Source organism: Halomonas sp. KM007 (assembly GCF_050709225.1).
Classification (GTDB): Bacteria; Pseudomonadota; Gammaproteobacteria; order Pseudomonadales; family Halomonadaceae; genus Vreelandella; species Vreelandella hamiltonii.
The window spans coordinates 1,547,629-1,568,030 of the sequence record NZ_CP136131.1 but is presented as its reverse complement, the minus strand read 5'-3'; the positions used below and the strand labels follow the sequence as shown (position 1 = coordinate 1,568,030).

Sequence of the window (20,402 nt, the reverse complement as noted above, 5' to 3'; positions counted from 1 at the left end):
GTTTTCATGATGCTTTAGAACGATCAGTGCTGAGGGTAATGCTCTTCATAAAGCTCGGCTTTCGCATGGCGCATGACATCTTCGCAGGCCTGCTGGCGAGCCAGTTGGGTCAACAGCTTCTGGGTGACTTCGAAGCCTTTGCCCAGGCAGTGGTCGACTTCGTCTCGGCTAACCGTGGGCGACACGTCATAGTCGATTTTCACCGTACGCCCTTTGCCTTCCAGGCGGTCTGCCACGGCTCTAAGCCGCCACGCGATTCGCTCTTTCCAGTTTGCTGATTCTTCCGCGCCTTCGTTTACGCTAAACGTGCACTGCCATTCCGGTCTGTAAACCTTCATAGGAGAACCTCCACTGCGTTTGGAAAGAATGATCGATCGTGTTGTCGTACTCCGTCTGTCTGAAGATCTTGCTCTGCTACTATACCTGACTCGGGCCCTATTACCGAAACAAAACGTCTACAGCCTTTACTTATTGCACAAGCCAGAGCCACCGTTATGACCCACTCCATGCCGGAAAGTTGCCCCTGTGGCAGCACGTTGCCACTGGTAGCCTGCTGCCAGCCGTTTCATCAGGGCCAGGCCATTCCAGAAACCCCGGAAGCCCTGATGCGTTCACGATACACCGCTTTTGCGTTGAATGAGCGTGACTATTTGCTGGCCACCTGGCACGCCACTACGCGCCCAGCCACACTGCCACCCGACCCCACGACTCAGTGGCAATCGCTGGTCATCGTGTCGGCACCGCTGCCTTCCCGTGATGAGGGGCACGTGCACTTCAAGGCAACGTTCAGGGAATCAGGCCGTTGGCAGGTGCTGGAGGAAGCGTCGCGGTTCGTATGGGAGCAGCAGCGTTGGTGGTACGTCGACGGAAAGCCCACCGTGATCCGCCTGAAGCCGGGCCGTAACGATGCCTGCCCTTGTGGAAGCGGACGCAAATTCAAGGTATGTTGCCAGCTATAAGACTAAGTAGCATGAGGCACCCCCGATGAACGCGAAGCAAACCGAACGACGACGGCAGCGTGGCTTATGGTCTTCATCGAGCGGCTGGGCGGCCATCGTGCTGTTGGGGTGGCTAAGCCTTTTCGTGGGCGCCTCTGCCCATGGCCAGACGCAAACGGAGCCTTACCCTGCCACGGACATGACGCTGGTGCTGCCCTACGGGGAAGGCGGCGCAACGGATGTCTTGTTCAGAGCCATTGCCGAGCGTGCCCAGGTCGCGCTACAGGCCCCCATCGTCGTCGTGAACATGCCCGGCAGCGGGGCCACGCTGGGGGCGCAGTTCGTCAAGGAATCCCCGCCCGATGGTTACACCGTACTGGGCAGCCATCAAACCATCGACCTCGCCTACCTGTCGGGGCTTGCCAACTTTTCGCATGAGGCATTCGCCCCCATTGCCCTGCTGACCCGCACCGTGAACATTCCGGCCACCTATGCAGGTCACTCGGTCAGCAGTGCTTCTCAGATTGCCGAAAAGGTGCGCGAACAGCCGGGCAAGCTGCTGTTCGGGGTGATTCCCAACTCAACGGACCACTTTTTTTGGCTACACTTCTTCGCTCAGGCCGGTATCGATGCCAGCGATGTACAGTTCGTCCAGTATCCTGATACCGGTGCCCAGGTCGTGGCCTTGTTAGGCAGAGAGCTTGATTTTGCCATGCTCAACCTGCCGTCTGCAGGCACCCTGTTTGCGTCGGGTGCCCTGGTGCCTCTGGGCGCTGCCAGCGAGCAGCGTCTTGCGGCGCTACCGTCCGTGCCGACGCTTCTGGAGCAGGGCATCACGCTGGTCAATACCACGGACCGCGGTTTGCTTGCTCCCTTGAACACGCCTCCTGAACGGCTGGCCAGCATTGCCACCGCCTTCCGTCAGGCGCTGGAAGCGCCTGACTTGGCACGTCGCTTGATGGACACCCACGGCTCTCTGGTGGACTTTCGCCCGCTGGAGGCCTATGGCCAGTATCTGGATGAGCAGTATCAACAGTTGGAAAGCCTGACCCAGCGGTTAGCGTTCGAGCGCTAGCCAGACCATCGACCGGAGCCTCCACGTCCCATGCCCTTGAATACTCGTGATTTAGCCGCCGAGACGCTACTGCTGCTGGTCTCGGCGACACTCCTGTGCATGGGAGCGACCAGCCTGTTGGTGGGGCTGGTGCTGCCACAAGTGGTATTCGGCCCGATGCTGGTGCCGGATGCCGCGCTGGCGACGCTGCTGATCGGCGTCAGCCTGCTGGCCACGCTGTGCCAGTGGCGCGTGGTGAGGCTGGCAAGTGCCGGGGGCTTGACGGCGCTGCTGCTGTACACCTTGCTGCACAACCTGATGGCGCAGGGCGTCAGCGAATCGTGGGTCACTGGGCAACCGCGCATGACCAGTTTGGCGGCGGCAGTGTTGCTGGTGGTCAATGTCTGCCTATGGCGCGGGGTCGAAGGGGTAGCAAGACAGCGCTGGTGGCGCGCGACAGGCATAGGTTTGCTGCTATTTGGCGGCGTGGTGGTTCTCCAGCTATGGCGTCCTCAGGCAAGCCAGGCGACGCTATTCACCTTCTCGCCTCTGGCGGTACTAGTGTTCATCGTGCTATTGGCGGTTGCGCTGTTGGTGGCCGGCTGGCGGCAGCGTCATAAGCGGCTCAGCCCGGGCCGCTTGACCGTGGTGGTCGGGTTGGCAGGGGTGTTGGCCAGTAGTCTGGCGTGGTTGCTGCTGAGCATGCATCAACGCTCTTCCATCGAGCAGCAGGCGGGTTATCTGCTGGATAGCGTGCAGCTCAATGCCGAGCAGGTGATGACGGAAAGGCTGCTGTTGATGCAGCGTATGGCCGAACGCCTGGCAACGGTAGAGGGCCAACCGCGTGACGTGTTGTTGACCCGCGACGCCCAGAACTATTTTCGTGACACACTCAGCCTGCATGCGATTGCACTGATGGATGCGTCGGGAGTGCTGTCATGGTCGCAGGGACGCAGGCACACCAGCGATATCTGGCTGCTGGAGCAACTGAGCACTCCGTCTGTCCAGGCATGGGCTGATATTCCGTTCGATCGTCCGCGCCTCTTGATACCGGACAGCCTCCAGCCTAATAACGTGATCATGTTGATCCCCATCCCGGATAGTGCACAACGGTTGCTGGCTTCGTTCAACCTGGGCGAGCTGCTGAGTAATGAATTGCGCCTGGCACTTGGGCCGTTTCATGTGGATGTCAGCCGCCTTCAGCACCGTCTGGTGCGGCTGCACCCTTCCGGGTTCACGGTCGATGATGGCGAAGCCTCCACACTGATGCTGGCATCTCGGCATATGGGGTTGCCGGGGGGGATCAACCTCATGCTGAGCGCCTATCCCGGCCAACACTACAACTGGGCACTGTTGGGCGTGATGCCGCTGAGCGTCACGCTGGGTGGGCTGGTGATGAGCTGGCTGCTGGCGTTCAGCGTGGGGTTGGTGGGCGCGAGCGTCACCCGGGCCAAAGAGCTGGCCGAAGCGCGCCACTCCCTGGCCGACAGCGAGCAGCGCTATCGTTCGCTGTTTGCGCACCACCCCGACGCCATTTTTGCCGTGGATCCCGAAGGGCGTTTCATCGAAGCGAATGCAACCTGCGGGCGTGTGACCGGCATTCCTCGGGAAGAGGTCATGCAGCGTCACTTTGCCAACGTTATCGACCCTGACGACGTCACGCATGTGGCGCAACAGTTTCAGCAGGTGCTGGGCGGTGAAATCGCGCGCTTCGAAGTCTCGCTGCGCCACCGTGATGGCCAGCAGCGCTTGCTGGATGTGATCGGTATTCCGATCACGGTCAATGGTCGAGTCGACGGAGTGTACGGCATTGCACAGGACGTCACCGCAAGCCGCGCCCAGCAGACTCGTCTGCGCATTCTGGAGCGCAGCGTGGAAGCCAGCGTGAACGGCGTGCTGATTGCCGATGCCCGCGCACCGGATTTGCCGATCATCTACGCCAACCGTGCATTTAGCGTGATGACCGGCTACTCGCTGGAAGACGTCATTGGTCGGAACTGTCGTTTTCTGCAAGGGCCGGAGAGCGACCCGGATATGGTGGAGAGGCTGCGCCACGGTATTCAGCATCAGCATGAGACCCACGTCACGCTGTGTAATTATCGCAAGGATGGCACGCCGTTCTGGAACGATCTCTACATCGCGCCGGTGCGTGGCCAGGATGGCGGGGTGACCCATTTCGTCGGCGTTCAGCACGATATTTCCAAGCACAAGGCCTACGAAGCTCGCCTAGCCTATCATGCCACCCATGACGATCTGACTCGCCTGCCTAACCGCATGCATTTCGAAGAAGCCCTGCAGGCACAGTTTGCCCAGGCACAGTTGGGGGGGCACGCCATCAGCGTGCTGTTCGTGGATCTGGACGATTTCAAGCCGATCAACGACAGCCTGGGCCATGCCGTGGGAGATCAGGTATTGATCGAAGTAGGCCAGCGGCTGGAGGCGGCGCTGCGCCAGGAAGATACGGTGGCCCGCTTGGGCGGTGACGAGTTCGTGCTGCTGATTTCGTCGGTCAGTGACGAAAAGCAGGTGATCGACATCGTCGAGCGCCTGTTGCCCGCCCTGGCTCGCCCTTACTGCATCGATGGCCACGAGCTGTACCTGACGGCCAGTGTCGGCATCGCCATCAGTGGGCCGACCACACCCCAGCCACAAAGCTTGATTCAGCAGGCAGACATGGCGATGTACAAGGCCAAGCAGCAAGGGCGCAATGCGTATGCCTGGTTCAGTAACGACATCAACGAGCTGGCCAGCGAGCGCGTCATCCTGCGCAACGACTTGCAGGAAGCCATCGAGCATGATTGTCTGGAGCTGCATTATCAGCCGCTGTTCGACCGTTCGGGTAATATCGTCAGTGTCGAGGCGCTGGTGCGCTGGCGGCACCCTGTGAAAGGCTATATCTCTCCTGCACGTTTCATTCCGCTGGCCGAAGCAACGGGGCAGATCATGCCCATCAGCGAGTGGGTCCTGCAGCGTGCCTGTAGCGACATGCTGAGCCTGCAGCAAAAGGGGTTGGGAAGCCTGAAGGTGGCGGTCAATCTCTCGCCTTTGCAGTTTCATCGCGCAAGCTTTCTGGCGACGCTGCGCCAGACGCTCTCGTCGACCGGTCTTCCTGCCGAGCAGCTGACGCTGGAACTGACCGAAGGCATCCTGATGAACAACACCGAGGCGGCAATTGGTATTCTGCATGCGCTGCGCAGCATGCAGGTGAGCGTCGCCATTGATGACTTCGGCACCGGATACTCGAGCTTGAGCTATCTGAAGCACTTGCCCATCAGTACCATCAAGATCGATCGCAGCTTCATCAACGAGCTGATTCACAGCGACGATGATGCCGCCATCGTGCAGGGCATCATTTCCATGGCCCACCATTTGGGGCTTGGCGTGGTGGCCGAAGGGGTCGAGAATGTCGCCCAGCATCAACGCTTGATGACTTACCGCTGTGACATGTTCCAGGGCTTCGGGCTGGCCAAACCCATGCCGCTGGCGGAGCTCGAAAACATCATGGCGACGTTCACGGCTTCGACTATCCCTGATTGACGAGAAAACATGGCGTTATCCAACAGGACCTGGTACCTGTATCTGCTGGAGTGTCGCCGAGGCACCTATGTGGGCATCACCAACGACTTGACGAAGCGCTACCAGGCCCACCGAACCGGCAAGGGCGCGCGCTATACCCGTGCGCACCCGCCCACGGCGCTCTTGGGGGCGCAGCCGTTTCCTGATCGCGCCACGGCCAGCCAGGCCGAGTACCGCTTGAAACAGCGCACCCCGGATCAAAAGCGCCACTGGGCCCGCCAATGGCCGGTCGAAGGGTGGCACCCGGAACGCGAGTAAACACACCATGGCAACAGGAGCCTTCATGCGTACGTTTTTTTCCGAGGAGAGCCGTCTGCGTCAGGCGCGCAGTGAACTGCACGATGGCACGCTGGTCAGCCCCTTCGAATGCCCGGCGCGCATGGATCTCGTGCTGGCGGCGCTGGCGCAGGCCAATATCGAGGTGCAGGCGCCGCAGGCCTATGGGCTCGACCCCGTGCTGGCAGTGCACGATGCAGACTACGTGGCGTTCCTGGAGGGGTGCTGGCAGGCATGGCAGGCCGCCGGCCATGAAGGCGAGGCCATTCCCAATATCTGGCCAGCGCGGACCCTGCGCGGCGACCGCATACCGCGCTCGGTGAGCGGCCAGCTGGGCTACTATGCGCTGGCCGCCGAAACCTCGATCAGTGAGGGGACGTTTGCGGCGGCCATGGCCAGCAAGGACACTGCGCTGGCCGCCGTGGAGCATACGCTGGCCACCGGCGAGCCCAGCTTTGGGCTTTGCCGCCCGCCCGGCCATCACGCAGCCTTCGATCAGTTCGGCGGCTACTGCTTCTTCAACAATGCCGCCATTGCTGCCCAGCGGGCCCTGGCCAGCGGCATGCATCGCGTGGCCGTGCTGGACGTGGACTTTCATCACGGCAACGGTACCCAGCAGATTTTCTACCAGCGTGACGATGTGCTGTTCGCTTCCCTGCATGGCGACCCCGACGTGACCTTTCCCTACTTTTCCGGCTATGCCGACGAAACGGGGGAGGGCAAGGGAGAGGGCTACACGCTGAACTACCCGCTGCCGCCCGGTACGTCGGTGGCGCGGTGGATGGCGGCGTTGGACGATGCCTTGACCCGGATTGCCCAGGCCGAGTGTGAGCTGGTGGTGGTGTCGCTGGGCGTGGACATCTTCGAAGGCGACCCGATCAGCGCTTTTACCTTCCAGCACGCCGACTTCACGGCCCTTGGCCAGCGGCTGGCCCAGTGTGGTTTGCCCTGCGTCTTTTTACTGGAAGGGGGCTATGCAGTGGGAGATATCGGTGTCAATGTGGTGAATGTCTTGCAGGGCTTTGGTGCGGGTGCGAGATGACAACGGCACCAAATTCGGGCAGTCTTACGCCTTTTTAGCCTATCAATGATGGCGGGAGCGTGTCGTGGCAGTCTACGGCGGAATACAGGCACATGAAGTGGAGCGTTGGCTGAATGCCCTCACCAACGCGGCCTATGACCGACGCTGCCCGCTCTCCAAAGTGCATGGCGGCAACGCCCGTGCGCGCACCGCTCGCCAGGACCTGCTTTATCTGGCGACCTCGTTTCGCGGTGGCGAGCGCAGTCGCGAAGCCGTTGCCGACGGCTTGAGCCGCTGGTGCCAGCACTACCTCAGCGAAGCGGAGTGGTACGTGCTAGTGGGCGGTCGCAAGCCGCCCTCCTCGAACGTTACCAGCACCGCACCTCTCGCGGGTCAGCCCCGTGATGCCCAAGCCGGTAGCGAGTCTGCCGCCCCTTCCGAGGATGATGCTTCCTTGGAAGATCCCTTCGTGGACGACGCGCTAGACGCGCTTTATCAACACCGAGTGGGTTAACCCACGCCATCCAGCGCTGTTACAATGGATGCATGAACAGTGCTCATGCCGTTTCGGCCACCGCCTCCCTCGATGACCCTTTTTACTACCTGGCGAATTTCCGCTTCGTGGTCGATTGGGTGCAGTCGCGTCACGGCGATTTGCTGAGTGCCGAGGAGCATCACGCCCTCCAGCAATGGTCACGGCTGCCGCGGGCTGCTCAAGCGCTGCTGGTACGCATGGTGATGCGCAAAGGCGAGCTGTTCCGCATCGATAAGCTCAGCTATCCCGAGATTGGCGACACCCAGCAGGCACTGGCCCCGCTACTGGCCCAAGGGTGGGTCGACGAGACACCGCCGTTGAGCATCGAGGCGCTATTTCGGCTGCTGCGCCTCAGCGAGCTGCGCGACGCCCTGCAACCGATGATCCTTGAGCTGGGCATCGCCCCCAGGGCGACCAAACGCGAACTTCAGGCGGCACTGACACCAAGGCTTACCGAGGCGCGCCCGCTGCAGCAGTGGTGGCCAGAGGCCACCACGAACATCGTGCGCCTCGACATCATGGCGCTATGCGACCGCCTGCGGCTGATGTTCTTTGGCAACCTGCGCCAGGACTGGGCCGAATTCGTGCTCACCGAGCTTGGCTTGCAGCGTTTCGAACAGCTTCCGCTCTCTTCGGATTCGCGTGCATTTCAGCGCCGCGAAGAGGTCGATACCTATCTCACGCTGCACCGCCTGCGCGAGCGCCTGGAGAGCGGCGAGGCGCCGGGAGTGCTCGCCACGGACGTGCCCGCTGCCTTCGGCAACCGCTGGCTGGACGCCCGCCGCTCGCGGCTGCTGCTGACCCTGGGGCACACGGCAGAGCGCAGCGGTGAGGCGGCCCTGGCCCTGGCGCTGTATGCCGAGTCCAGCAACAGCGAAGCGCGCATTCGTCGACTGCGAGTGCTGGAGCGCCTGGGCCGCTATCAGGAGGCTTACGCGCTTGCCCAGGCGTCGCTCGATCAGGCAGGCGAGAGCGAAGCCCAGGCGCTGGGACGCCTGCTGCCGCGCCTGACGCGCAAGTTGAATTTGCCCGCCCCATCGGCTGCGAAAGCCGTCGATGCCCCCACTTACGTGCTGGAGCTGCCCGGGCCGCAGCCGGTGGAGCGCGCCGTTGCCGAGCACTTATCCACCGCCAGTGCGCCGGTCTTCTATGTGGAAAACTGCCTGATCACGGGGCTCTTCGGCCTGCTGCTCTGGCCAGTCATTTTCAAGCCGCTGCCGGGAGCGTTCTTTCACCCGTTCCACAGCGGGCCTGCGGACCTCTACCGCGAAGACTTCGTGGGCCAGCGCCAGGCAGAGATCGACGCCTGCCTGGCGCAGCTGGAGGATGGCCGCTACCGCGCGACGATTCTGGCCACCTGGCAGGACAAGCAGGGGCTTGCTTCCCCCTTCGTGCATTGGGGAGTGCTGAGCGAACCGCTGGTCACCATGGCGCTTGACTGCCTGCCCGCCGCGCACCTGCGCGGCTGTTTTACCCGCCTGCTGGGGGATCTCAAGCACAATCGCGCAGGCCTGCCGGACCTCATTCAGCTGATGCCGGAAGCAGCAGATGGCGAGCCGCGCTATCGGATGATCGAGGTCAAAGGGCCGGGGGACCGCCTGCAGGATAACCAGCGCCGCTGGATCGACTTCTTCTGCCGCCAGGAGATGCCCGTCGAGGTTTGCCACGTGCGCTGGCAGCCCCACCCATGAGCCGCTATCGCGTGGCGGTGCGTACCCTGTGTGACTTCACCGCCCGCCAGGGTGACCTGGACCACCGCTTTACGCCCGCACCCAGTGCTCAGGAGGGCATCGAGGGGCACGCTCTGGTGGCCAGGCGGCGGGAAAAGATCCCCGGTTATCTTGCCGAACTGCCGCTCTCCGCTGAGTATCAGGGGCTGCGCGTATCTGGCCGCGCCGATGGTTTCGATGTGGCGGGCAACTGTGTCGAAGAGGTCAAGACCCATCGCGGTAGCCTGGCGCGCATGGCGGATAACCAAAGGGCGCTGCACTGGGCGCAGGTGAAAGTGTACGGCGCGCTGCTCTGTGCCGAACGGGGCCTTGCGCATATCACGCTGGCGCTGGTGTACCTGGAGATTGCCAGCGGTCAGGAAACCCGGCTGACCTGCGAAGCCCGCGCCGATGAGCTGGAAACGTTTTTTGCCCACCAGTGCCAGCGCTTCCTTACCTGGGCCGACCAGGAGGCGGCCCACCGCGAGCGCCGCGATGCATGGCTCGCCACGCTGAGCTTTCCCCATGCGGATTTCCGCCCCGGCCAGCGGGCACTGGCCGAGGATGTCTTCAAGGCGGCCAGCACCGGCCGCTGCCTGCTGGCCCAGGCGCCTACCGGTATCGGCAAGACCCTGGGCACGCTGTTTCCCATGCTCTCCGCGATGCCCCGCCAGCGGCTCGACCGCATCGCCTTTCTGACCATGAAAACCCCCGGCCGCCGCCTGGCGCTGGATGCCCTCACCAGCCTGCAGGCCCCCGCGCAGCCGCTGCGGGTGCTGGAGCTGGTGGCGCGTGACAAGGCCTGCGAGCACCCCGGTACGGCGTGCCAGGGCGATGCCTGCCCGCTGGCAAAAGGCTTTTACGATCGCCTGCCCGCGGCCCGTCAGGCGGCGGTGGAACATGGCTGGCTAGACCGCGAGGCTCTGCGCGAGGTGGCGCTGGCGCATCAGGTGTGCTCTTACTATCTGGGCCAGGAGCTGGCCCGCTGGGCCGATGTGGCCGTGGGGGATGTCAATCACTGGTTCGATAGCCACGCGCTTTTGCATGGGCTGGCCCAGGCCAACGACTGGCGGGTGGGCCTGCTGGTGGATGAAGCCCACAACCTGGTCGAGCGTGCCCGTGGCATGTACAGCGCCGCGCTCTCCCAGCAGCGTCTGAGCTACCTGCGGCGCCACTCCCCACCGGCGCTGGCCAAGCCCTTGGCGCGCGTTGGCAGGCAGTGGCAGGCCCTCAACAAGGCGGTGGCAGACCCGGCGCCGGAGCGTCGTTATCACCTGCTGGATGCGCTACCCAGCAAATTGTTGGGTGCACTGCATACCTTGGCCGGGGCGATCACGGATTATCTGGTGGAGCATCCTGACGGGGCGAGCCAGGCGCTTCAGGAACTGCTGTTCGAGGCGCTGGCGTTCTGTCGCCTGGCAGAGCAGTTTGGCGATCATTCGCTGTGCGACCTGGACGTCGCGGGGAAGGGCAGTGCCGTCCTCGGCCTGCGTAACGTGATCCCGGCGGATTTTCTTGGCCCGCGCTTCAAGCGTGCCCACTGCGCGGTGCTGTTCTCCGCCACGCTGTCGCCCTTTCACTACTATGGTGACCTGCTGGGGCTGCCGGAGCACAGCGTGTGGCGCGAGGTGGCGTCTCCCTTCGTGGCGCAGCAGCTGGAAGTGCAGCTGCGCACGGATATCTCCACCCGTTACCATCACCGCGGGGCCTCGGTGGCGCCCATCGTGGCTACCCTGGCGGCGCAGTACCAGCGCCACCCGGGCCATTACCTGGCGTTCTTCAGCAGCTTTGCCTACCTGGAACAGGTGCTGGCTGCGTTTGCCCAGGCCCACCCGGACATTCCCGTGTTTGCCCAGACGCGCAGCATGCAGGAGGCCGAGCGCGACGCTTTTCTGGCACGTTTTACGCCCGGCGGCTGCGGCATCGGTTTTGCAGTGCTTGGGGGTGCTTTCGCGGAGGGGATCGACCTGCCCGGCGAGCGGTTGATCGGTGCCTTTGTGGCCACGCTGGGCTTGCCGCCCTTCAACGACTTCAACGAAGCGCTGAAGGCTCGGCTACAGGCGCGCTTTGGGCGCGGAGACGACTATACCTACCGTGTGCCGGGCATGGTCAAGGTCGTACAGGCGGCGGGCCGGGTGATCCGTGGCCCCGAGGACCGTGGGGTTGTGGTATTAATGGATGACCGCTTTTCCCAGGCGCGTATACGGGCGCTGCTGCCACGCTGGTGGCAGCTGGATACCCCTTGACGCTGAGTCACGTCCCCTAACCCATAACCACAAGGACCGCATTGCACCATGGCCGATCTACTCTGGTACCAGTACGTACTCATTGGGCTGATCTTTGCCTGGAGTGGCTTCGTGCGCACCAGTTTGGGCTTTGGTGGCGCCGTGCTGGCGCTGCCGTTCTTGCTGCTGGTCAGCAACGAGCCGCTGGTCTTTCTGCCCATCATTGCCATTCATCTGCTGATCTTCTCCAGCTGGATTGCCTGGAACGGGCACCGGCAGGTGCGGCGGGCGGGTCATGGGGCGGCGGTGCAAAGCAATATCGATTGGGGGTATCTGGTCAAGGCGCTGAAGATCATGATCATCCCCAAGCTGGTCGGGGTGGTGGGCCTGCTGACCCTGCCCAACCATGTCATGACCAGCATCATCTTTGGCATCGTGATCATCTACGCCATTGGCTATGTCTTGAACAAGCCGTTCCAAAGCAAGCACCGCTATGTGGATTACCTGCTGCTGGGGCTGGGCGGCTATGTCAGCGGCACCTCGCTGATTGGCGCGCCGCTGATCGTGGCGGTGTTTGCTGCCCATGTGGCCAAGGAGCAGCTGCGCGATACCATGTTCGTGCTGTGGTTCATCCTCGTGGTCATCAAGATGGTGTCGTTCGTGGTGGCGGGGGTCGACCTGCAGCTGGTACATCAGCTATGGCTGTTGCCGTGCGCTTTCATTGGCCACCTGCTGGGCGAAAAGGCGCACCGTTACCTGCTCCATGCCGATACTGGGCTGTTCTTTCGGGTGCTGGGGGCGGTGCTGATTCTGGTCAGCGTGGTGGGCTTGCTGAGCATGCCAGGCTGAATAACCTTTCAAGAGGAGCGGTGGTCGCATGACATTCATCGACGCGCTGGCCAGCCTGCAACGTGCAGGTCGGCTGCACAGGTCCCTTCGGCGAGCGACCCAAGGCTTCGTTTGGCTCGTGCTGCCGCTGGCGCTGCCTGCCATGGCCAGCTGCCCTGCGGAGTCCTCCACGGACCTGGCGCACATCAAAGGCATTGGCGAGCAGTCCGCCCTCGCCGAAGGCCAGCGCGTGACCATCGATGGCGTCGTGACCGGGGAGTTTCTGGGACGCGAGCGCCTCAGCGGGTTCTACCTGCAGCAAACCACCGAGCAGGGCCCAGTAGGCATATTCGTGTATGCGCCGGAGCTGGCCGAGCACAAGGCCGCGCAGGTAGTGGCGGGCCAGCATCTTCAGCTACAGGCGCGTACAGGAAGCTTTCGCGGCACCCCTCAGCTGCAGCGCGTCACTCGGCTGGTGACCTGTGACAGCGCAGGCGAGCTGCCCGAACCCATTGCGTTATCCTGGCCCCAGGACGCGGCCTCGCTGGACGCCATGGAGGCGCTATTGGTCACTTTCCCTGAGCCGCTGACGGTCACCGATAACCATGATCTGGGCCGTTACGGCACGCTGGCGCTGGCCAGCGAGCGACGCTTTCGGCCGACCCATAGTGCCGCTCAGGCAGCTCCTTCGCCTGTGCCACTGCTGCTGGACGATGGCAGCTACCGCACGAACCCCGACCCCGTGCCCTATCTGAACGAGCAGGGGACGCGCCGCGTAGGCAGCACCCTTGACGGGCTGACCGGGGTGCTCACCCACGCCTTTGGCGACTACCGTCTGCACCCCACGCAAGCGGTCACGTTCACCGACAGCAACCCCCGCCCCGGCCCGCTGGAAGCACCGGGTGATGCCCTGCGGGTGGCTACCTTCAACGTCGAGAACTACTTCATCACCCTGGGGGAGCGTGGCGCCGCCAATGCGCCCGCGCTGGAGCGTCAGCGCGGCAAGCTGGCAGCGGCCATCGCGGGGCTGGAGGCGGATATTCTGGCGCTGATCGAAATAGAGAACCGCCCCGACGCGTTGACCGATCTGGTCGAGCAGTTGCACCAGCGCACGGGGATTCGCTACCAGCCGGTGGGCGAGCCCGAGCGCCATGGCACGGACGCCATTCGGGTGGCGTTGCTCTATCGGCCGGACCGTGTGGAGGCCCTGGGAGCCCTGCATATCGACCGTGACGATGCCCACGACCGACCGCCGCTGGCCGGCTTCTTCCGCAGTGTGCGAGGAGGGCCAGAGGTAGGGGTGGTGACCGCGCACTTCAAGGCCAAATCCGGCTGCCCTGCGCAGGGGGATATCGACCGTGGCCAAGGCTGCTGGAACGAGCGGCGTGTTGCCCAGGCGCAGGCCACCCAGCGTTTTCTGGACACCTTGCGCGAGGAAGCGGGCCATGAGCGTTTGCTGCTACTGGGGGACCTCAATGCCTATGGTGCCGAAGACCCGATCCGCACTTTGGTACATGCAGGCATGACCGACCTGATCGCGCGTCATCTCCCCGCCGAGCGCCGTTACACCTACGTGTTTCGTGGTGAGTCCGGGTATCTCGACCATGCCCTGGCCCGCGCTGGACTGGCCGAGGCCGTGCAGCAGGTGCATACCTGGCCCATCAACGCCGACGAGCCGCGCTTTTTGAGCTACGACCAACAGCCGGACGACACCCCGCCCAGCCCGTTTCGCTCGTCAGACCATGACCCCATCGCGGTGGACCTGGTATGGCCATGAAACGTGGCGGGCGCTGATGAGGGGCGCAAAAACAAAAACGGCCACTTGCTCTAAGAGCTAAGTGGCCGTTTTCGTTGAATTCTTGGTCGGAATAGCAGGATTCGAACCTACGACCTCTGCCTCCCGAAGGGGATTTAGGGAGTTGATTGGGTAATAAGCTATCTCTTTGGATTGCGAGGTTAGTTCATTTATTTCAAAGAGTTACTCCTGTTTTGCCTTGTCATCTTTTTGCTGAGCCATATGGGTAATTTCCAACCTCTGGAACCTATTTGGAACCTAGAAAAAGGTGACCTTAATGGCTAAAACAACCGCTAGCCTGACGACCCGTACATTGGATCGCTTGACCAAAACGTTGCCTGATGGCCTCGAGGTGTGGGACACAGCCTTAGGTGGTTACCACATCCGCTCAGGTAAGCGTGGTCTTGCCTGTCGACTGTCTTACTACAACACGCTCGGTCAACGTCGTGTGCTGACGCTTGGCCGCTATGGTGAGATTACCGCGGAAGAAGCCCGCCAGTTGGCAAAGGAGGCATTGGCTGACATTGCTCAGGGTAAAGATCCCCGTGCCGTTGCTGAGCAGGCTAAATTCGATCACCAACTTCAAGCACAGCAAACGATTCGTTCTTATTTGGATGGCCCCTACAAAGCTTATCAAAGCCGAAAGAAGGGTGGCCAAGCTACCTTGAGCAGGCTTCATAAAGCCTTTGCGGACTGGCTTGATAGGCCTATGGCTAGTATTACACGTGCGGATGTTGAGCGTTGGCAGGCAGCACAAGAGGCCATGAAACCTTCTAGGCCCAATAGCAAAGCAGCTAACAAGCCACGCGCCTTCTCTACTATGAAGCGTGACTTCGGGGCGTTACACACCTTGCTCGCTCATGCCGCTGAGCGAAAAGTCATCTCTACCAATCCACTCAAGGGTATCAAGCTCCAGAAACCGGCTATGACAGAAGAGGAGCTAGCATCGGTGGGTAATGAGCGGCGGTACCTTGAGCCAGAAGAAGTACAGGCACTTTTTCTAGGCTTGGAGCTGTATCAAGAGGAAAGGCGGAAGCAGCGACGTAATAGTCGAGCGCACGGTAAGGCCTTTCTTCCAGACCTGGATCAGCTGGCATACGTCGATCACGTGAAGCCGTGGATTCTATTCATGTACTACACAGGCTTTCGTCCAGGGGACATAGCTGGGCTCTGCTGGGAGCACGTCAATTTACCCTTCAAAACTGTCCGAAAGACCATCGAGAAGACAGCACACCACCACCCTGAACCACAAACTTTCCCACTATCGAGCTCAGTCGTTGAGGTGTTGACGACTTGGCACAATCAGCAAGGAAAGCCTAAAACAGGACTGGTATTTCCTAACCCCTTAACAGGAAAGCGTTTTGATAGAACCGCGATGCAAAAGCCATGGGCGAAGGTCAGAGCGTTCGCCAAGTTACCTGACGACTTAGTGCTCTATACCCTACGCCATAATTTTGCATCGCAGTTGGTCATGGCTGGAGCCGACCTGCTAGCGGTCTCTAAGTTGATGGCTCACAGTGATATCCAGACGACGATTCAGCACTATGCCCACCTGAGGCCCGACCATACCCGCGACATTGTGGAAGCATTTGCTGCCTCTCTGGCCAACTCACAGGAACACCTGACGCATAGGCTACCCCGTGAGCGGCCAAGTGCTACTAACCAGACAACGCTTGCTCGATAACATCGCGGGTTTTCGATGGATCATAAACAGTGCTGAATGCCCAGTGGCCAAAGCCTCCTTGAGTGTTGACGGCGGTTATCCAGTTATTCATGGCAGCTCGCTTCGCAGCGTTTTGCGAGCTGTCCTGACCTTTGACCTCAAGCACCAGAGTCTTGCCGTTGCTGAAGCGTATCAAATAGTCAGGCACGAAATTTCGAGATGATCCACGCCATAGGTAGCGAAGCTTGAAGTCGAGGTGATCATTTTTAGCCCAGGCAGTAATATCTGGATGTTTTTCACAGATATCCGCCACCATTTTTTCCCACGTACTGTCGTATACCACATGGCTAATTTGGGAGCGCTGCGTGGGCGAACAAGGCTTTGTGGTTAGCCAAGGGCGCATATAGGCAGTTGAACCAATAGGCTGATGTTCGTCGTAAATCAGCTCTTGTTTTTCAACATTTTGCTCAGTGACATAGTGGCCAACATGGCCGACGACTGTATCCATGTTGAGGGCAAAGAGCAGGCGTCGCCTGATAGGATCCTGGTGCCATAGGCTAGGAATATCGATTTTGTCACTGTTCAAAAATTGCTCAACAATCCGAATAAGCTGCACGGCGAGGTACTGCTTGTCGCCACCAAATGATTCTGCATTCTGCTGGTAGAGCTTCTTCGCAGCCCTAAAAATCAAATTCTGTAGTCGGAAGTCTTGAACCGCTTTTTCCAAGGCAATCTCTGTCACCATCTCCAGGTTCGGAGACCCTGTTAAGGAGGGAGCGATATCTGCGTTCAGCGGTGTTTGCCCCGGGTCAAGCTTAAGAGAGGGCACTTCCTCCCAGTTGATGACTAACTCGGGTTTCAGAACGTTATCGATACGTTCCACATTGGGCCAACGCAGTTCTAGATGATTGCGTCCTGTTTCGACCTCTACACGAACACTGGGCTTGGGTGGAGGGGGTGGTTCACCGCCACCGCTATCATCCTGGAAGATAGAGAGCGGAACACCAAAGACGTTGACGTACTCAGGAACAAATCTTTTCTCAGCCGTCATATCATGAGACACACGACGCAGGCCGCGCCCAATGACTTGCTCGCATAACAACTGACTTGTGAAGGCCCGCAGGCCCATAATATGAGTCACGTTGGCGGCATCCCAACCTTCTGAGAGCATCGCCACAGAAATGACATTCTGGAGCTGTTGGCCTGGTTTGCCTCGCTTGCCCACCGTATCCACAAGTGCACGCAGTTGTTCCTCCTGCTTCATCGCCAACAGGTCTGCTTGTTTATCCTCGGGCAAGCCCGATGCCTTGATCACCGCTTTCAGGCGTTCTGCGTACTGTTTATCTTTTGTGATGCTTTCGCCTTTCTCCGCCTTTTCCAGCACCTTGGAATCTACCCGAAGCGTGGCCTCAGGTGCTTGGGTTCCTGAGATCAAGCAATCACCGCTATTGAAGAAGCGTTCGATGCGAGCTGCTGTCTCGGTACGGTTACATACGGTCAGCATGACGGGGGGAATAGTATGCCCAGCGGTTTGCCATTGCTGCTTGGTCTCTTGCCAATCATAAGAAAGCAGTGCATAAGCTTTTTGAACCAAATCAGGCAAGGGGGCAGTGGCTTCGGCCTTGCGATTAAGGTCTTCTTTCACCTCCCCTTCACGGTAGAGATGATAGAGCTTACTGGCATAGGTCTTGGCGTTAGGCAGTGCATCATCACGAACGACGACACGAGGTGTTTTCACCAGCCCCGCCTCAATAGCATCGTTTAGGCCAAAGTCCGAGATGATCCACTCGAAGAGACCTGATTCCGTATTGCTCTTCCCAGTAGGAGCAAAAGGTGTCGCAGAGAGGTCAAAACAGCGGCGGATACGTCGTGTTTTATGAATTCGATCCAGTCCCTCTATCCAGCGAGTGGCCTCATCCAAGTCTATACCCATTTCCTCCGCTTGCTTCTTGCTGATTTTAGCTTCGGCTGGCTTTCGGTAAGCGTGGTGGGCCTCGTCGTTGATGACGATTAGATCCCGCTCATTCGCTAGCTTACCAAGTACTCTGCGGGTAAAGGCTTCGTCACTCTCTTTGCCTTTACGCACCACAGAACGGTCCTGCTCTTTTAATGGCATCAAGGCATGCCAGTTTTCGATAACCAGTTGTACCTGGTTCAGCTGCTGCCGCATGGCTTCGTTTGGGCAAAGGTTGAACTCATCGTACACGTTTTGCAGGTGCCCTGGTTGTAACACCTGCAAGCGGCTCTTCACTGTGAGCCCAGGGGCAACAATAAACACAGCCTTGGAGTAGCGCCGGTCTTTAGGGTACTGAATGGCGTTAAGCGTCTGCCAAGTAATGATCAACGACATGACAGATGTCTTACCCGACCCCGTGGCCATCTTGTTACAGATGCGTTCCCAAGGCCCGCCATCACCATGCAGGTAAATACCTTGGCGATACTGTTCTTGAGCCTCTAACCACCAAATCAGTGTTTCGATAGCTTCAAGTTGGCAAAAATAGAAGGGGTACTGGCGTGGGCCACCTTCCCATCGGCAGCCATCCTCATCCCATTCACCACGCTCATGCCAATGCTCTAACAGTTGTCGAGTTACCGAGGTGACCCCCGGGTAGCCCGCTTCTCGCCACTCATCAACACGTTCTCGAATGCGGTTTACCTGTTCCAGGGGTTCTGAACGCGTTGTATTGCTGCGAGTATCAAAAATATCGTAAGCGGCAGGACGACGACCTTGTTGTAAATTCAGCTTCTTACCATCTCGCTCCCAGTAAGCCGTTGGGACATCATAAGGCGAGTTGATGATCAGCGTTGGTTGGCTCATTCGGTGATTCCTTCTACCGCGATATATTTTTGCTGGCTATGGTTAGGCGTGTCGGGATACCGCAGCGCTAGCTGTCGATTGAGCACCATAGGCTTCAGATAGCTGTGGCGTAAACTTTCACTGTTACGCTGCATCAACGTAGCAAGTTCGTATACGCTGAGGTAGCGGCCTTGGCAAAGGGTTAGCAATATGTGTTTCACCGTCGCGGTTGGTGGCTTTCTACCCCGGGCGGGGCTTGCAACCTGCCAAAGGTAGCCAGCGATATCCCTACCGAACTGTCTCTCCAGCTCAGCCAACGGCTGATCATCGTTACCAGAGGCTAGGGAGCTATCCCCGGATAATAGGGAGCTAGATTCAGATGCTAGGGAGCTGGCTTCGAATTCTAGGGAGCTAGGCTCGGATGCTAGGGAGCTGCTGGAATCGTCGTTCGCAGCAGTAACGGCGCCAATGCCTGCGGAGTGGGTGTGGTTGGGTTCTGCCAAGGTGTAGTACATGCCACGGCTGCGGCCGTGAGGCTCTAAAAAACCCTTATCAACGAGCCCAGCCAACATTCCTGTAATGTCGACACGATGCAGGGTCAGCATTGCCTGTAGGCGCTGGTTGGTGACCTGGTTTTCTGTAGAAGCGATGACGATGGCTTGAGCTTCATCACGAGAAAGAGCCTTGAACTCAGGGCCAAACAACTGGTGAAGCCGATCGAGCACATCTTCAGGCATCATGCTTATGAGCGGGAGTGATAGCTTGACGCGATCCGGACGAAACGTCTCGCTCAAGCTAGGTGGCTGCCAAAGATTGGCGTGCCAGCTACGGCGAATTTTATCCAATCCTGAACCAGCTTTATCGCCTACGCCTAGCCATTGGAACATCTTCTGTAGCGACTTGTTTCGGCACTCGCTCACACCTCCGGCGACCAACTGTTCTTGCGAGAGCAGCAACGTACCAGGGTTCGAAAACTCAAACGCATCCTTGAAGCGCTCAATGATGATGCCACCCTGGCCAGAGTGATCAGCATGAATCAACGCATTCACCAAGGCTTCTTTCAGAGCTTCATGGGCATCACTAGACCCACGTCGTTCTTGATTGAAAGGCACTTTCAGCGCCGGATCATGGGTCAGCTTTTGTGAGACGCGCTGATAAAACTGAAAAAGATTAGCTTCCCAGGTGCCATCGATATGCAACCGGTCACTCCAGCGAATGTTGTCGTCGTCTGCTAACCGCTCACGAAAGTCGAGCTGAAAGCCGGGGAGTACCTCGTTGTCTTGAATGGCTTCTGTTTTGCCGAACATCAACAGCCCAGCTACCGTTAAGCCAGTACTACCTGTACGACGATCCTTACGCCAACCACCTAACTTAGTGAGCAGGCCAATATCATCTTCAGTGAGCCAAGGGTGGTCAGGTACTCGTGAAGCCACACGATTTCGGAATTGCTTAAGTGAGGCAGCATCCAGGTCGTCTAAATCGAAGTGAGCCAGAATACGACTATCCGCAGGCTCATGGTCGAGACGATCCGCAAACATTCGCTGCACTTCCGCATCGTTGCAGCGGAAATCACCTTCGTGGTTACGCCGAAAGGTTCCTTTGATGGGATCTACCCCAATATAAACGGGGCGTTCGCTTCTGGATGCACGTGGGACTTCAATCACCAGAATGGCATCACCGCCGTACGTTTCGACATTGACGTGATGCTCCTGAAGAATATTGGCACTGACTTTCTGGGCATTGTTAATCGTCACCCAGAAGTCGCCCCGTAACTTCTCTACGTCCGTTTCGCTCAGCCGAGCGGTAACAGGGCCATCATCACCTTCCTTGACGCCGAGGTAGATTGTGCCGCCTGCGGTGTTAGCAAAAGCGCTATAGGTTTCCCATAGGCTCTTGGGCAGGCCGCCTTTGGCTGCTTTGTACTCGGTATCGACCCCTTCATGGCGAGACAATACCTCGAATAAGCTAAGTTGCTGGGTCATGGC

14 protein-coding genes are annotated in these 20,402 nt (G+C 59.6%); 11 read left to right on the top strand and 3 right to left on the bottom strand.

Annotated elements, in window-relative coordinates:
* Window positions 1-23: 23 nt before the first annotated feature.
* Window positions 24-338 (bottom strand): hypothetical protein, encoded by a 315-nt coding sequence (locus RVM27_RS07270; protein WP_039183225.1) that lies wholly within the window; start codon window positions 336-338, stop codon window positions 24-26.
* A gap of 156 nt (window positions 339-494) precedes the next feature.
* On the opposite strand from RVM27_RS07270, the gene RVM27_RS07265 reads away from it, so the two are divergent.
* The 11 genes from RVM27_RS07265 to RVM27_RS07215 all read left to right on the top strand — a co-directional run bounded on the left by RVM27_RS07265 (window position 495) and on the right by RVM27_RS07215 (window position 15,641).
* Complete coding sequence (locus RVM27_RS07265) at window positions 495-959, top strand: YchJ family protein (protein ID WP_498957664.1); 465 nt, start codon at window positions 495-497, stop codon at window positions 957-959.
* Window positions 960-984: 25 nt separating this feature from the next.
* Window positions 985-2,013 (top strand): Bug family tripartite tricarboxylate transporter substrate binding protein, encoded by a 1,029-nt coding sequence (locus tag RVM27_RS07260; RefSeq protein ID WP_498957663.1) that lies wholly within the window; start codon window positions 985-987, stop codon window positions 2,011-2,013.
* Window positions 2,014-2,043: 30 nt separating this feature from the next.
* The gene (locus tag RVM27_RS07255) at window positions 2,044-5,529 is read left to right on the top strand and encodes an EAL domain-containing protein (protein ID WP_498957662.1); all 3,486 of its coding nucleotides are present in this window, start codon (window positions 2,044-2,046) and stop codon (window positions 5,527-5,529) included.
* A gap of 9 nt (window positions 5,530-5,538) precedes the next feature.
* Window positions 5,539-5,826: a GIY-YIG nuclease family protein gene (locus RVM27_RS07250; protein WP_498957661.1), complete on the top strand. Its 288-nt coding sequence runs from the start codon at window positions 5,539-5,541 to the stop codon at window positions 5,824-5,826.
* Between the two features lie 25 nt (window positions 5,827-5,851).
* Window positions 5,852-6,886, top strand: coding sequence for a histone deacetylase family protein (locus RVM27_RS07245; RefSeq protein WP_498957660.1), 1,035 nt, complete (start codon window positions 5,852-5,854; stop codon window positions 6,884-6,886).
* Window positions 6,887-6,950: 64 nt separating this feature from the next.
* Window positions 6,951-7,379, top strand: coding sequence for a hypothetical protein (locus RVM27_RS07240; protein WP_016915857.1), 429 nt, complete (start codon window positions 6,951-6,953; stop codon window positions 7,377-7,379).
* A gap of 32 nt (window positions 7,380-7,411) precedes the next feature.
* Window positions 7,412-9,091 (top strand): PDDEXK family nuclease, encoded by a 1,680-nt coding sequence (locus RVM27_RS07235; protein WP_498957659.1) that lies wholly within the window; start codon window positions 7,412-7,414, stop codon window positions 9,089-9,091.
* Window positions 9,088-11,355, top strand: a complete 2,268-nt coding sequence (locus RVM27_RS07230) for an ATP-dependent DNA helicase (RefSeq protein ID WP_498957658.1) — start codon at window positions 9,088-9,090, stop codon at window positions 11,353-11,355. Before RVM27_RS07235 ends, RVM27_RS07230 begins: the two co-directional genes overlap by 4 nt.
* A gap of 48 nt (window positions 11,356-11,403) precedes the next feature.
* Entirely contained in the window at window positions 11,404-12,183 is a 780-nt protein-coding gene (locus tag RVM27_RS07225; RefSeq protein ID WP_498957657.1) for a TSUP family transporter, read from the top strand.
* A 28-nt stretch (window positions 12,184-12,211) separates the two neighbouring features.
* A complete protein-coding gene (locus RVM27_RS07220; protein WP_498957656.1) occupies window positions 12,212-13,939 on the top strand; it encodes an ExeM/NucH family extracellular endonuclease in 1,728 nt (575 codons plus the stop codon).
* A gap of 295 nt (window positions 13,940-14,234) precedes the next feature.
* The gene (locus tag RVM27_RS07215; RefSeq protein ID WP_498957655.1) at window positions 14,235-15,641 is read left to right on the top strand and encodes a site-specific integrase; all 1,407 of its coding nucleotides are present in this window, start codon (window positions 14,235-14,237) and stop codon (window positions 15,639-15,641) included.
* Here RVM27_RS07215 and RVM27_RS07210 read toward each other — a convergent pair.
* Together RVM27_RS07210 and RVM27_RS07205 are read right to left on the bottom strand one after the other, a co-directional pair.
* The gene (locus RVM27_RS07210; protein WP_498957654.1) at window positions 15,616-18,438 is read right to left on the bottom strand and encodes a DEAD/DEAH box helicase; all 2,823 of its coding nucleotides are present in this window, start codon (window positions 18,436-18,438) and stop codon (window positions 15,616-15,618) included. The genes RVM27_RS07215 and RVM27_RS07210 overlap by 26 nt on opposite strands.
* Window positions 18,435-20,399: an RNA/DNA-binding domain-containing protein gene (locus tag RVM27_RS07205; protein WP_498957653.1), complete on the bottom strand. Its 1,965-nt coding sequence runs from the start codon at window positions 20,397-20,399 to the stop codon at window positions 18,435-18,437. The genes RVM27_RS07210 and RVM27_RS07205 overlap by 4 nt, the downstream gene beginning before the upstream one ends.
* Window positions 20,400-20,402 lie beyond the last annotated feature (3 nt).

Coding starts and splice junctions, on each gene's coding strand:
- RVM27_RS07230 (WP_498957658.1), top strand. CDS start 9,088: ATGAGCCGCTATCGCGTGGCGGTGCGTACCCTGTGTGACTTCACCGCC.
- RVM27_RS07210 (WP_498957654.1), bottom strand. CDS start 18,438: ATGAGCCAACCAACGCTGATCATCAACTCGCCTTATGATGTCCCAACG.
- RVM27_RS07215 (WP_498957655.1), top strand. CDS start 14,235: ATGGCTAAAACAACCGCTAGCCTGACGACCCGTACATTGGATCGCTTG.
- RVM27_RS07220 (WP_498957656.1), top strand. CDS start 12,212: ATGACATTCATCGACGCGCTGGCCAGCCTGCAACGTGCAGGTCGGCTG.
- RVM27_RS07270 (WP_039183225.1), bottom strand. CDS start 338: ATGAAGGTTTACAGACCGGAATGGCAGTGCACGTTTAGCGTAAACGAA.
- RVM27_RS07255 (WP_498957662.1), top strand. CDS start 2,044: ATGCCCTTGAATACTCGTGATTTAGCCGCCGAGACGCTACTGCTGCTG.
- RVM27_RS07260 (WP_498957663.1), top strand. CDS start 985: ATGAACGCGAAGCAAACCGAACGACGACGGCAGCGTGGCTTATGGTCT.
- RVM27_RS07205 (WP_498957653.1), bottom strand. CDS start 20,399: ATGACCCAGCAACTTAGCTTATTCGAGGTATTGTCTCGCCATGAAGGG.
- RVM27_RS07225 (WP_498957657.1), top strand. CDS start 11,404: ATGGCCGATCTACTCTGGTACCAGTACGTACTCATTGGGCTGATCTTT.
- RVM27_RS07250 (WP_498957661.1), top strand. CDS start 5,539: ATGGCGTTATCCAACAGGACCTGGTACCTGTATCTGCTGGAGTGTCGC.
- RVM27_RS07245 (WP_498957660.1), top strand. CDS start 5,852: ATGCGTACGTTTTTTTCCGAGGAGAGCCGTCTGCGTCAGGCGCGCAGT.
- RVM27_RS07265 (WP_498957664.1), top strand. CDS start 495: ATGACCCACTCCATGCCGGAAAGTTGCCCCTGTGGCAGCACGTTGCCA.
- RVM27_RS07235 (WP_498957659.1), top strand. CDS start 7,412: ATGAACAGTGCTCATGCCGTTTCGGCCACCGCCTCCCTCGATGACCCT.